This is a genomic window from Sphingobium chlorophenolicum (assembly GCF_000722875.1).
Classification (GTDB): Bacteria; Pseudomonadota; Alphaproteobacteria; order Sphingomonadales; family Sphingomonadaceae; genus Sphingobium; species Sphingobium chlorophenolicum.
This window is the reverse complement of record NZ_JFHR01000062.1, coordinates 1-12543: the sequence shown is the minus strand read 5'-3', so window position 1 is coordinate 12543 and position 12543 is coordinate 1. Positions and strand designations below refer to the sequence as shown.

At 61.9% G+C, this 12543-nt stretch carries 13 protein-coding genes; 4 read left to right on the top strand and 9 right to left on the bottom strand.

Annotated features, from left to right (window positions below; translation table 11 throughout):
- Positions 1-10: 10 nt before the first annotated feature.
- The 4 genes from BV95_RS23900 to BV95_RS19255 all read left to right on the top strand — a co-directional run bounded on the left by BV95_RS23900 (position 11) and on the right by BV95_RS19255 (position 3042).
- The gene (locus tag BV95_RS23900) at positions 11-130 is read left to right on the top strand and encodes a benenodin family lasso peptide (protein ID WP_156028713.1); all 120 of its coding nucleotides are present in this window, start codon (positions 11-13) and stop codon (positions 128-130) included.
- A 339-nt stretch (positions 131-469) separates the two neighbouring features.
- Positions 470-589: a benenodin family lasso peptide gene (locus tag BV95_RS23895; protein WP_156028712.1), complete on the top strand. Its 120-nt coding sequence runs from the start codon at positions 470-472 to the stop codon at positions 587-589.
- Between the two features lie 54 nt (positions 590-643).
- A complete protein-coding gene (locus tag BV95_RS22825) occupies positions 644-1300 on the top strand; it encodes a lasso peptide biosynthesis B2 protein (RefSeq protein WP_051749893.1) in 657 nt (218 codons plus the stop codon).
- Entirely contained in the window at positions 1300-3042 is a 1743-nt protein-coding gene (locus BV95_RS19255; protein WP_037455959.1) for an asparagine synthase-related protein, read from the top strand. The genes BV95_RS22825 and BV95_RS19255 overlap by 1 nt, the downstream gene beginning before the upstream one ends.
- Here BV95_RS19255 and BV95_RS19250 read toward each other — a convergent pair.
- The 9 genes from BV95_RS19250 to BV95_RS23285 all read right to left on the bottom strand — a co-directional run bounded on the left by BV95_RS19250 (position 3039) and on the right by BV95_RS23285 (position 12142).
- On the bottom strand, positions 3039-5162 hold the full coding sequence (locus BV95_RS19250; RefSeq protein WP_037455956.1) for an Atxe2 family lasso peptide isopeptidase: 2124 nt from the start codon (positions 5160-5162) through the stop codon (positions 3039-3041). The two genes, BV95_RS19255 and BV95_RS19250, sit on opposite strands and share 4 nt — an antisense overlap.
- Positions 5156-7729, bottom strand: a complete 2574-nt coding sequence (locus BV95_RS19245) for a TonB-dependent receptor (protein ID WP_037455953.1) — start codon at positions 7727-7729, stop codon at positions 5156-5158. Before BV95_RS19245 ends, BV95_RS19250 begins: the two co-directional genes overlap by 7 nt.
- A gap of 97 nt (positions 7730-7826) precedes the next feature.
- Positions 7827-8807, bottom strand: coding sequence for a FecR family protein (locus BV95_RS19240; protein WP_037455950.1), 981 nt, complete (start codon positions 8805-8807; stop codon positions 7827-7829).
- Positions 8800-9366 carry an RNA polymerase sigma factor gene (locus BV95_RS19235; RefSeq protein WP_234703249.1) on the bottom strand — a complete coding sequence of 189 codons (567 nt, stop codon included), beginning with the start codon at positions 9364-9366 and terminating at the stop codon, positions 8800-8802. Before BV95_RS19235 ends, BV95_RS19240 begins: the two co-directional genes overlap by 8 nt.
- A 374-nt stretch (positions 9367-9740) precedes the next feature.
- Positions 9741-10055, bottom strand: a complete 315-nt coding sequence (locus BV95_RS19230; RefSeq protein WP_037455945.1) for a type II toxin-antitoxin system RelE/ParE family toxin — start codon at positions 10053-10055, stop codon at positions 9741-9743.
- A gap of 5 nt (positions 10056-10060) precedes the next feature.
- Positions 10061-10318, bottom strand: a complete 258-nt coding sequence (locus tag BV95_RS19225; protein ID WP_037455942.1) for a ribbon-helix-helix domain-containing protein — start codon at positions 10316-10318, stop codon at positions 10061-10063.
- Between the two features lie 227 nt (positions 10319-10545).
- Positions 10546-11232 carry an MgtC/SapB family protein gene (locus BV95_RS19220; protein WP_037455941.1) on the bottom strand — a complete coding sequence of 229 codons (687 nt, stop codon included), beginning with the start codon at positions 11230-11232 and terminating at the stop codon, positions 10546-10548.
- Positions 11233-11268: 36 nt separating this feature from the next.
- A complete protein-coding gene (locus BV95_RS19215) occupies positions 11269-11880 on the bottom strand; it encodes a DUF4142 domain-containing protein (RefSeq protein WP_037455939.1) in 612 nt (203 codons plus the stop codon).
- Positions 11881-11989: 109 nt separating this feature from the next.
- Entirely contained in the window at positions 11990-12142 is a 153-nt protein-coding gene (locus tag BV95_RS23285; RefSeq protein ID WP_420806761.1) for a hypothetical protein, read from the bottom strand.
- Between the last annotated feature and the right edge of the window lie 401 nt (positions 12143-12543).

Below are 12543 nucleotides of genomic sequence, written 5' to 3'. Positions count from 1 at the left end.
AGTGACTGTCATGGAACGCGAATATGGCGTGATCGAACTCGGCGCCGTCAGCGTCGAGACCAAGGGTTTGGGCGGACCGACCGGCGATGTTGGTATCGGCGAACAGCCGGCCGGCCTGTCCGACGACTGAAGATGTGGCGCGCAGCATCGAGCTGCGCGCCATTTCCTTGCCATTCAGCTCCCCTCCCGTGCGACCTCTCGACAAGGCGCGCCAGGCTACCGACACAGACGACACGGTCTTGAAGTCCCCATTCCAAGAGCCGCGTCCTTATGCTCGGGCATCGATTCAATCTCAAACCTTCCGCCTCCATCCACAAAAATGGTCTGGATCATGGCCAGGCCAGTTCCACGATATAGGATCGGTACGAAATATATTCGCGATATCGGAGCCGTATAGATTTCAGATACGGCCCTCTCCTTCCTAATCTCGAAATTGCTGCAATTCGCAGCGGAGACGAGGAGCATTGTCATGGAACGCAAGGAAGATGTGATCGATCTCGGCGCCGCCAGCATTGAAACAAAGGGCATGGGCGGCCTGCGCGAAGATCTTGCGATCGGCGAACCCTTTACCGGTCTTGCCGACGATTGACGTCAAGGGGCGCGCGGTCGATGGCCGCGCGCCGACCAGCGTGAAAGGTGCCCGATGAGCGGCTTTGCCCTGCGAGACGGATTGAGCTTCTGCCGGCCGGACGGCCGGATCGTCTTCCTCGATATCGAAGCGGACCGCTATTTTGGGCTCAGCCCCGAACTCGATCGGGCCTTTGCGGCGCTCGCCGATCATGGCGCGGTCGACGCCGAGGGAGGCGTCGCGCTGATCCGCGCCGGGATCATCACCCCGTCGCAGTCGGCTGTACGTCCGCAGCCTTGCGCTCGGGTCAGGCCACCCAATCGCGGGATAGAGTTGCGCAATGGTCGTGCATCGCCCATCGACATTGGCCGCGCGCTGCTTCTCCGCGCGATCTGGCGCCGGCGTCTGCGGAAAAAGCCGCTCGCCTCCAACCTTGCGGCGATCGCGCGCCGAAAGTCGGCTTCCGCCGCAAAACCGCCTTCCCACAAAGCGCTGGCCCGGATCGGGCTGGCCTATCAGCGCGCCGCGCTTCTCTCCTCGGCCCGCGACCAGTGCCTGGCGACGTCCCTGTCGCTCGCCTCATGGCTGCTCACCGCCGGTTTCCGCCCGGATCTGGTGCTGGGCGTGAAATGCGATCCCTTCCAGGCGCATAGCTGGGTCGAGATCGACGGCAGGATCATTGGCGACGACCCTGAAAATACCCGGCCCTTCTGTCCGATCAGGACCATCTGATGGAAAGCTTCGCCGCCATCATCCCGCTCAGCCCGGAGCAAGGTCCGTCCGTTGTGCAAAAACGCGGCGGGGAGGCCGATGCCTCCGCCATGACCGTCCGTCAGGATCGCCCCTTCTTTCTCGCCACCAGCGCGAATATCCCCCTGATGCGCTGCGGCGACGCCATTGTCCTGGGGTCGATCTTCGCCACCGGCAAGAGCGATCCCGCCCATCTTCCGCCCGATTTCGCCCAAGCTGTCGATGAGCCGAGATTGCGCCGAATATCCCGGTATTATTGGGGGAATTTCCTTGCCATCATGCCAGATGCCGACCGGCACGGTTTCCACATATTGCGATCGCCATTCAGTCGCCTCCCCTGCTTCTATGCCCGTCAGCATGACCGGCTGATCGTCGCGTCCGACATGGAGGCGATGGCGATGGCGGGTTGGACCCGCCGGGGTGTCGCGTGGACCGATATAGCGCGGCGCCTCGCCTTGCGCGACATTCCCGCCGATCGCACCTGCCTTGAGGGCGTAGAAGAACTGCGGGGCGGCTCCTGCCTCTATGTTTCGCCCGGTGCGGTCAGGCTCAGCAGGGTCTGGAGCCCCTGGGCACAGGCCGGGCGGCGTCATTGGATCGACAATCGCGAAAGGGCGGCAGGCCTCATCCGAAATGCCATATCGACGGCGACCCGCGGGAGCACGCTGGGTTCGCAGTGGGCGATAGTGCTTCTGTCCGGCGGGCTTGATTCTTCCGTGTTGGCGGCCTCGCTCAGCACCCATGGCTGTCCTTATGATAGCCTCAATCTCTCCAGCCAGGGCGGCGTCGGCGACGAGCGGGTCTTCGCCCGCATGGTCGCGTCTCGGCTGGGCATTCCCCAGATCGAGGCACGGTGGGAAGTGGATATGGTCGATCTCACACGCTCGGACGCCCATGGCCAGCCCAATCCGATCGCCCGGTCCTTCATGCAGGGAACCACGAAACTGCTTCAAGAGGCGGTTTGCCGGACCGGCGCCGATCTGACCCTGGACGGCGGTGGCGGGGATAATGTCTTCTTCGCGCTGCGTTCGGTCGCGCCGGTGGCGGATGCGCTACGACGCGGCGGGAGCCTGACGGAAGCAGCCGCTACGGCCCTCTCTATCGCGAAACTGGCGGAGGTCGGGGTCGGCACCGTGTTGCGCCGTGCGGCAGCGCGCATCTTCAGGCGCTCCCCCGCTTTCCGCTGGCCAGTCGAGACCTCCTTTCTTTCCTCCGACATAGTGGGCGATAGCGCGCTTGTGCCAAACCATCCCTGGCTTGAGCCCCCACGCGACGCGGAAGCCGGGACGGCCGCGCATATCGCTATGATCGTCGCTGCCCAGGGTTGGGCGGAGAGTTGCGACCTTCTCAGTCCCGTCCGCCATGTGACGCCCCTGGCCTCCCAGCCCGTCGTCGAAGCCTGCCTCAAGATTCCGAGCTGGTGGTGGTATCGGGATGGGCAGAACCGGATTATCGCGCGTGACGCATTTCGCGATCGGCTCCCGGCTGAAATATTGGACCGCAGGGTCAAGGGAACGCCGGACAGCTATGTGGCGCAAATCTATGAAGCCAACCGGCCGCTGATCCGCGCCATGCTTCTCGATGGGGCGCTTCGCCGCGCCGGACTCATCGATGTCCCACGCCTCGAACGTGCCCTGGACGCGGAGGGAATCGTCCAGGGCACGGACTATCTCCGCATCATGCAGCTCGTTGACGTCGAGGCCTGGATTGCGGGACAGTCTTAATGCTTCGCACGGGATTTTCGCTGCTCGCGCAATTTTCGCCAGATACTATATTGATCAGCCTTGCGCGGATCGGGATCTTCCTTGTCCTGCAGCCAAAAGCGGAACCAGTCGAGATTGCGTTCATAGACGGCCAGCCGGTGCAAAGGCTGCCATTTATTATGATATTCGTCGGGGAAGACATACATGTCGACAGGCTGGCCTTGCTCGCGCAGCGCCGCGAACACATCGATCGCGGTCAGATATTCACGGTCGGCCAGTTGCATGAGCAGCGGCGTGTCGATCGTAGCGGCGTTGCGGATCATCGAGCCCACCTTCCAATAAGCCCGATCATCGGACGTGGCGGGAGGATAGCCTTGCTTTCGCATCATGGCGGCGAATGCCGGACCGATGGTGGAGTTGACCGACCATGGCTCAAGACAGCAGGTGCTCATGGCGGCCGCGGCGAAACGCTTGCTGTTGATGAGGGCGAAGCCGACGGTACTGGACCCGTCGCTGAGCCCGGTAATGCCGATCCGATTGGGATCGGCTACGCCCATGTCGATCACGCGCTGCACGCCGACTATCACCGAGGATTGCATGCTCCAGCGCTCGGCCCAATCGCGATCATTGACGGCCCTCAACTTGACCGGATCGCCCTCTGCTTGCTTCGCGGCGAAAACCGGCAGCGGCCGGTCCAGCGCGAGCACGGCAAAGCCCTGCTCGGCAAACAGATGGATCGGATATTCATTGCCGGTCGCCCCGCGCAGAAAGCCGTTGCTTCTATAGGTGGTGACGATCAGCGGCAGGCGCTTGCTTCCGCCATAGCCGGGCGGCAGCACCAGATCGCCTTTCACCTCAAGGCCGCGATCATTGCGCCATTCGAGCCGCTTGACTTTCCCGAAGCGGATCGACGCAAAAGCCGGATTGGGATCGTAAAGCAACTCCGAACGGCCCGAACCTGGATCGATCCGCACGATACGCGCCGGAACGGTCGCACTCTCGCGCAGGCAGGTCAATCGCGCCGCCGCAGCCACGCAGCCGCTGATGACATCGTTCGTCGCAAAGACGCGTTGCGGCTCGCCCGTGCCCGGCTGCCAGCGATAAAGGGTCATGGTGCCGAAATTCCAGCCTTCGCGGCGCAGGAACAGCAAGGGTCCGCCGTGCGGCATCCACCAAAGGCCGGTGAACCGCCCCTGGCAGGCCGGGTTGCTGCACGCGATTGTGCCGCCGGATGCGGTCGTTACCGAGATCTGCATCGGGCTGACAGGATTGGGCGTGCTGTTTTGGGCGACGGCGCGGCGGCCGTCATCGGCGTTCGCGATGACCGGTTCGACCTCATAATGGATCGGATCGGGCGGGAGCAGCGCGCGGTCCGCCGCATTTCCCGGCTGCACCGACCCGTCCGCCATGGTCAACCGTGTGACCGACAGCGGAATGGCGGCGACAGGCATCGGCTTGTCATCCATCATCGGCACATAGCGGTCATCATAGCGGAAGCCAGCCATCGCCTCCTGCGCCGCGGTCCGTCGTTCCGCGACCTGTCCGTGACGGCTTGAATAGATGAGCGCCGTACCATCGGCATTCCAGGCAAATTGCTCGATGTCGACCGGCGATCGCGTGAGGGAGTGCGCGCCCTGTCCGTCCGGCGCGACAAGCCATAATTGGGTCGAACCATGATCGCGCCGGAGAAAGGCTATCCACTTCCCATCCGGCGACCAGGCCGGCGCGAGGAGGACCGGATAGCCGGTCGAGAGGATCACCCCGCGATAATCTCCGGCACCCAGGATGATGTCCCCACCCTGATGGATAAGACGCGGCGTAGAACCAGGCTTTGCATCCAGGGTGGCGAGGCCGATGCAATAGCCGTTGGTCGCGGGAGCGGCGCGCATCATCATGAAGGCGATCCGCCTCCCGTCCGGCGCGAGGCTCAGCGGGCGCGCGTTTCCCACCAGGGCGCCGTCGGGTCGCCCGATGTCGCGCAATTCCACCAGATCCCTGGCCGTGATCGCCCGCGCTTCACCATGCGGCGGCGCTTGCGCGAGCAGATCCGAGCAATCGGCCCACGCCTCGCGGCAGAAAGCGAGGAGCGCCAGGCTCGCGCCCAGCAGGGCAAAATCTCTGATGCGGCGCGCCCTCACCATTTCTTGACCCATTCGAGAGCGATGAAACGGCCGACCGGCGAATAGTTGGTCGAGTCATAGGGCGCATAGGCATAGAGCGAGGTCGCCACCACCGATGGCAGATCGTTGAGGAGGTTCTGAACCGAAAGGCCGATCTGTGTGCCGCTGAGCCAACCCACACCGTCCGGCCATTTATAGCGCGCGCTCAGATCGACGGTCGTGGTTCCGTCGATCCGCCGCACGGCGGCTGTCCGCGCATCGTCGACGCCACCGATCTGGCTGACTGTCGCGGCGACGCTGAAAGCGTCATCGCTCCAGCTTACCGTTCCTCGACCGCGCCAATGGGGCGGATTGAATAGCTGTCCGGCGAGCTGCGTGATCGGGCTGGCGGCGGAAATCTGCTGTTCGCTATCCAGATAGGTGACGTTCACCGCTACATTGAGCTTGCCGGTACCAAAGTCGCTTTGATAGCTCGCCTGCGCATCGACGCCCTGGATGGTCTGGCGGCCTGCATTGACATTGGTGGCGTTGACGATGGCCGCGACCTTCGCCGGATCATAGGCGCCGCTGGTCGCGTTGATGAACTGGTCCGATCGCGCGATGGCATCGGCCAGCTGTCCGGCCGTCGGCGCATAGAGGATCCAGTTCCGGTACATGGGATCGCTGAGCGCCCTGCCAGCGGTCGGTATCGGATTGACGATCCGGTCGACATAGCGGGTATGAAAATAGCTGAGTTCTAGCATCGCGCCTGGCAGCGTGGGCGGATGAAGGGCGATGCTGGCCGACCAGCTGCGCGCCTTTTCGGGCTTGAGGCCAGTGTTACCGCCGCTCACCAGCAGCGCCGTGGTCCCGGCCGGATAACCGCTGCCGCCCAGCGTCGCGACTGGATAGAGCAGCGCCTGCTCGATCGAATAGAGCTGGATGAAACTGGGCGCCTTGAAGGACTTGCCCCAGCTGGCCTTGATATCGACGAAATCGGCTGGTGCGTAGATCAACCCGAATTTCGGGGTCACCACCTCGGCGATGTCGCGATAACGTTCGTAGCGCACCGCACCGCTCAGGCTCAATTTGCGGATGAGCGGAATATCCTGCGCCGGGCCGATCAGCGGGAAACTGGCTTCGCCAAAGGCATAGACATTGTCCTGGGACGGCTTGGCATTGGTGATATTGCCGACGCCGCGATAAATCTCGAAATCATTGGCCCGGATGCCGGCGCCAATCGCCAGTTTCGCGTCGCCGCCCGGCAGTCGGAAAAGCGGTCCGTCGCCGGCAATTTCGCCGGTGACCGTCTGGTTGTTGTAGCGCCCCCAGGCGCGGCTGGTGAAGGCGTTATTGATGAAAGTGTCGCCCTGGAAATAGGTCCGCCCTTTGCCGAAGGTGCCGGTGAAACTGAGTTGCCAGGGACCAAGGGACAGGCGAGCCGCGCCAGCGAGAGCCAGCGTATAGCTGTCGTAGCTCTGGGTGATACGGTTCACCGCCAGATTGGCGGCAACGCTCATCGGATAGGAGAAGGTGCCGGTCCGGCTATTATAGAGTCCATCCATCTCGACTGAGAGCGTATCGGTCAGATCCTGATGGACGCTGCCCGCGACCGCGTGCCTCCTACTGGCAGGCAGGACCGTGATGTTCGGCCTGATGCGTCCGAACTTCTCCCGCTGGTTGGTCCATAGCGCGCTGTTGCGGCCATATTCATAGGTCAGAAAGCCGCCGCCGCCCGTCCAGCGTTTTCCCGCGAGGATGCTATATTGCTGTTGGAAATTACCGCCATCGGGCGACCCTCCGATCCGCGCTCGGGTTTCGACGCCGTCATAGTCGCGCCGCAAGATCAGGTTGACGACGCCGCCGACGGCGTCAGACCCGTAAATCGCGGAAGCGCCGTCGGCCACCACCTCGATCCGGTCGACCGCCGAAAGCGGGATGGCGGAAATATCGACGCCCTGCCGCGCCGAGTCATAAGGCACGCGGCGGCCATTGAGAACCGTCAGTGTCGCGTCGCTACCCAGACCGCGCAGGTTGACGGTGGATCCGCCGCCCACATTGCCGCCGGTGCTGGACGGCACGTTGAAACCGACACCCGGATTTTGCCCGCCGCCGAAGCTTTGCGGGAGGGATCGCGCCACATCGCCCAGATCGGCCTGCCCACTATCCCTGATGCTCTGATTGTCGAGGATCAGGACGGGCGAAGATACCGGTGCACCGCGAATGCGGCTCCCGGTGACGACGATGCCGCTGCCCGCATCGGCCCCCGATCCCCGTTCCGCTCCGGGCATTTTTCGAATGGCGACGCTGTCCCCTACCCGTTCATAGGTCAGCCCGGAATGGGCCAGCAGGCGGTCGAGCGCATCTTCGAGCGTGAAACTTCCTCGCAGAGCCTTGGCCCGCAATCCTTCCACCAGATCGGCATCGACAAGCACCGTCCTGCCCGAGCGCAATGCGAGATCGCGGATGGACGCACCAAGCGGCTGCGCCGGCAGGTCGACGGCGATGAAAGCCGATGGCTGGGCCAACACGACCGGGGCCGTGGCGGCGATGGCGACAGCGGCAATGCTGCCGGAAAGATAAAGCGTTGAGAGCGATAGTCGATGCATATGGCCTTCTCCCCCGTACCGCCAATGGGCGGGACAATGGGGAGACGACCGCTAGAAGAATCACCCTACAGATTTATTTGAACAGACCAGTTGGCGATCAACGCGCCTTATAGAGAGTGATGATCTCACCGGATTGCTGGTGCGTAAGACCCAAACTCTTCGACACCGTTTCCACAAACCCCTTCGGATCGCGAAAGCGAAAGGCTCCGCTGATCCGAAGCTGCGCCAGCGACGGATCGGACAGCCGGATTTGGACCCGATTATAGCGGTTCATGGAAGCGACGGCCTCTTCAAGACGAATTGCGTCCGCCGCGAGCATTCCCTTCACCCACAGACCTGCCGATGTCGGTGCCGGACGGACGGAAGCTTCACCTTTGGCCAGGCTGGAACCGGCTGGCAGTTGCTTCGGTTCATTCGGCGCGAAAGCAGAGCCAAGCTCGACGATGCCTTTCAGGGCCGTCACCAAAGCGGGCGTGCTGATCAGGCTGACGTCGAACTGCGTGCCGCCGGCGACAAGTTCGCCGGTTGGCGCGACAACGCGAAAGGGGCGCTGTGCATCGGGCGCCACGTCGAAATGCGCCCTGCCGCGCGCGATCTCCACTTTCCGTGCGCTGGACGTGAACTGGACTTCGATCCGGCTGCCGGTATCGAGAACTATGATCGAACCATCGGTAAGGCGAACGGTCCGGATTTCGCCAATCCCTGTCTCATACACGGCCGCCTGGGCCGACGCCGTCAGTTCAAGCGGACCGCCGACCCGCATCAGGCCGAAAGCCCCAACTCCAACGATCGCGGCAACGCCCAGGCTCGCCGCCGCCAGATGGGTGTTTCGGCGCATCCAGAAAGGCGCCAGAGAAAGGTTCCGATTCCGGCCAATCTCGCGGCCGCCGAGCAATTGACTGAGCTGCCAGTCCTTCTTGGCTTCTTCAAACGCCGCGCGATGCCGGGGATCGGCATTGATCCACTTTTGGAACCGGGGATCGGAACTTAAATCCGCACCGCCTTGCAGCTGGTTCAGCCACTCGCCTGCCGCATCACCGATCGAATTGGGAATGGAGGAGCCGCCGTTTTCAGTCATGCGCCCGCAAATGCCGGCCCAGTTGCTTGATCGCCCTGCTCATCTGTCTTTCCACCCCTTTCACGCTTAACCCGGTCCTGGCCGCGATTTCGGCATAGCTGTAGCCATCAAGACGGCAAGCCAAAAATATCTCTCGAGTCATGGGCTTGAGACGCAAAACTGCCTGCTCGATGCGGGCAAGCCGGTCGCGAGCCTCAAGCACCGCCACGGGATCACTGCCCGTCAATGCCAGATCCTCGATGAGAATGTCGTCTGCCGTTCTTGTACGGCATGCCGATTTGGCCTCATCGCGAAGCAGGTTCGATGCGGCTCGCCTCAGATAGGCGCCCGGCGCAGAGATGGCATCATGCTCATGCTGCGGTTTCGCCGCCATCCGGCTGAAGACCTGTTGAACGATATCCTCTGCTCGGTCCTTTGTAGCCCAGCGTGAGAGGAAACGCAGGAGACCTGGTCGTTCTTGACGATAAATCTGCGCCAGACTGTCATTCTCCTCAGAAAGCCTGTCGAAATCGGGTGGAAGCGGATCGCTTTCGGCAAGTGCCGCGCCTTTGGCGCTCATGACCGGTCCCATGAGCACGGGCCTCCCGACTGGATCGCATCAACCGCTTGCACCTGACACTCCCACGCTGTTGGCGAGGCAGCGCCGGCAGAAGCCGGGAGTTGAGAACCATGCTCGAGAACATGCATCGATGCCTTTGGCCACGAATGGCTTGGACATGCGCATCGATCACCCGGCCGCATGGGCGGCGAGTCAGAAATCCGTCCCGAGCGAGGGTCTCACGCCTCGGCGCTGCCCTTATGCAGCGCTCTGTCATTCTACTGTCATACAGCAGCAGTGCAAGTCGAGATCGCTACCAAATTGGCGACTTTAGAAGGAGATAGGAAGCCATGTAGCTTCGGCGGATCGCTGTAAATCGATCCTGGTTCAGCACCTCATTGCGGAGAATCCTGTCGAAAACGCTCGATCTGATGCATGCGCTCATGCAGAACAGTCACGATACCAACGGCACCATCTAACAAAACACACCAGTAGATATAATGGCGCTCATATCGGCAATAAAACCCTTCAATGCCCAGCTCCCGTGGCACCTCCCGCCAGGCAACGCGCCGCGCGGCAATATCTTCAAACCGTGCGAAAAGGCCGCGTATATATTGATCGGCCTGATCCTCCCCCCATGTTTCACGCGTATGAATGTAAATATCGTCAATCCGCCGACCGGCGGCCTGCTGGACGCGATATCCGATCATAAGACTCAGTTACAAGCGTTGCGGGCTATGACCGCGTCGGCATCAAGAGGCTGATAGTCACCCTCCGGCGCGGCAAATGCCCTGACCAACTCAGCCTGGAGGAGCGCCAAGCGCTCACTCTCGACCCGTTCCTTATCGCGGCGAATCAAGTCTCGGACATATTCACTCACATTTTCATAGTTGCCAGCGTCTCCGATATTAGCGGAGACGAAGTCACTGAGAGCGCCGCTGACGCGCACATTCAAAGTCATAGGCTTGGACATCAGGCCACCTTTCTGTCCACAAAATATGGAATATCGAGGACAAACGCAAGGGCGACCGCCGAATATGCGGCAAACAACAGCATCGAGCAACACGTTGAAATCGACCCTTTGAAGACGTTCGACACTGAAATTCCGTCTTTCAGGTGCGGATCGACCGCTTCCCGAGTGCATGAGGGGACTAATGGCGCGATGCCGTCCGACTCCATTTATGTCTGGCGGCCGGACTCTCAGCTGTCGTGGGGAATATAGTCAAAGCCAATCACATCAGGATCCAGCAGCATGGCAGCACTAAATTCCTCCACCGCCTCTTCTCGCGTCTCGCTGACCGTGGAGGTGAATTCCATCCTTTCCTCGTCCAGTCGCTGGCTGATGGTCGAAGACCTCAATCCCGCCTCGTGCAGACGCGCGCGAAAGGCCGAAGGCGCCACAGCGGCCGACCGCTTATAGCGCACCACGACCCGTGCGTAGCGGCGCTGGGGCAACAGCCGTTCGGATGCGGCCACAGCGGCGAGCACCGCCAAGCTTACGATCGTTCCGCTGATCGCCAGGCTGTAGAAACCGACACCGAACAAGATGCCGAGCGAGGAGGTCATCCATAAAGATGCCGCCGTCGTCAGCCCCCGGACATTGAACCCTTCGCGGAAGATCACTCCGCCACACAGAAACCCGATGCCTGTCAGTACGCCATGCGCCATGCGGACGGGATCGATCCTGATAATTTCGTCGGGCGTGTCGGTCAGCCAGCGGACCTGGTGTACAGCCGCCAACATCAGCAAGCCGCAAGAGAGGCTTACGAGGATATGCGTGCGGAACCCCGCCGGGCTCGCGCGATATTCCCGTTCCGCGCCGATGACGCCGCCGGCCATAATCGCACCAAGGATCGGCAGGGCCAAGTCGGGATCGAGCAGGTTCATCAATTGGCTGGACGGCTGTTCGTGAACAAGATGGAGTCAACGGTCAGTCTTCGCTTCCAGCTCGCGCGCCATCTTGAGATGCCCTTCGACGACCGGCGCGATCTGGCTGGCGACGGTCTTTAGCGCCGCGTCCGTGCCGCCGGAGGCGTAGGACCGCATCAGGGCCAGAGCGTCCTCATGCGCATCCACCTGGCCATCGACATATTCCTCATCGAACTTGGCGCCGGTCAGCTTCCGCAGCTGCGCCAGATCCTCCCTCTGGTCGGCGGTGAGCGCGGGGTCGGGCCGGATTGCAGGGTTGGCCCTGCCCGCCGCTGCCTTGACCTTGGCCGTAGAGTCCGTGTGAGCCTTGACCATCTGCTCGGCGAACGCCTTCACTTCGGGCGATGCCGCTTGAGCCGCGGCCAATTTCGCCGCCGCGATCTCGAAAGCATCGCTTTTGGCCGCCCGGTTCACGAAATCCTGCGCGCTAGGCGTCGGCTTCATGGCCCCAACCGCATTGTCGGCAGCATTTTCGATCCGGTCTCCAACAGCTTCGGCAGTGGCTGCGGCTGACTCTGCCTTATTTTCCGCCCGCCGCTCTGTGGCTTGGTTGCAGGCAGCTAAGGTCAAACCAGCGATCAGAAACATGGGGGTAAGGCGGGTCATGCTGCTCTCCCTCTCTATCAATGATCGCCAACGCACGATTTGCGACACTCGTTCCCCGCACCAAGCGGCAACGGCCAGGATCGGGCCTCGCAATCAAGCATGGCGCCTGTCATTGGCTCTGCCCGATCGCGTCCGGATCGCGACCCTTCCAATGGTCGAGCCATCGCATGGCGGGTGTAACGGTCAGGCCGTGCACAAGAATGGAAACCAGCGCGACGAGACCCACAATGGCCCATAATCGCTCCGGGTCCGCCACGTCCATATGATTGAGGCCGTAAGCGAGATAATAGAAGGAGCCGACCCCGCGGATGACTCACAACATTATGCCTCCGGCAAACTCGGCGCGGTTCAAACCAACTCCGCGATGTCTACCGTCTGGGGGTGTCTCTTGTGTCCACGTATGAGATTGAGGCGCTTGGACCGGCAGTTCTCGACCAAAGCTTGCTGTTCATCGTGGGCGTGCGAACGGCAGCTCTAGACATAACCTGCCGTCCCGCCGAAAGATGCGAAGCCACGATTGTCACACCGTAAGCGGTAAAAATCCCCCACATTTTCATGATTTGGCGATCTGGTAGATGGTGATCCTTGCATTTGCGAGGTGACGATGAGTGACAATGTCGAAACCAGTTTCGAAACTGAAAGGGGTGAGAGGACAGGCAAGGT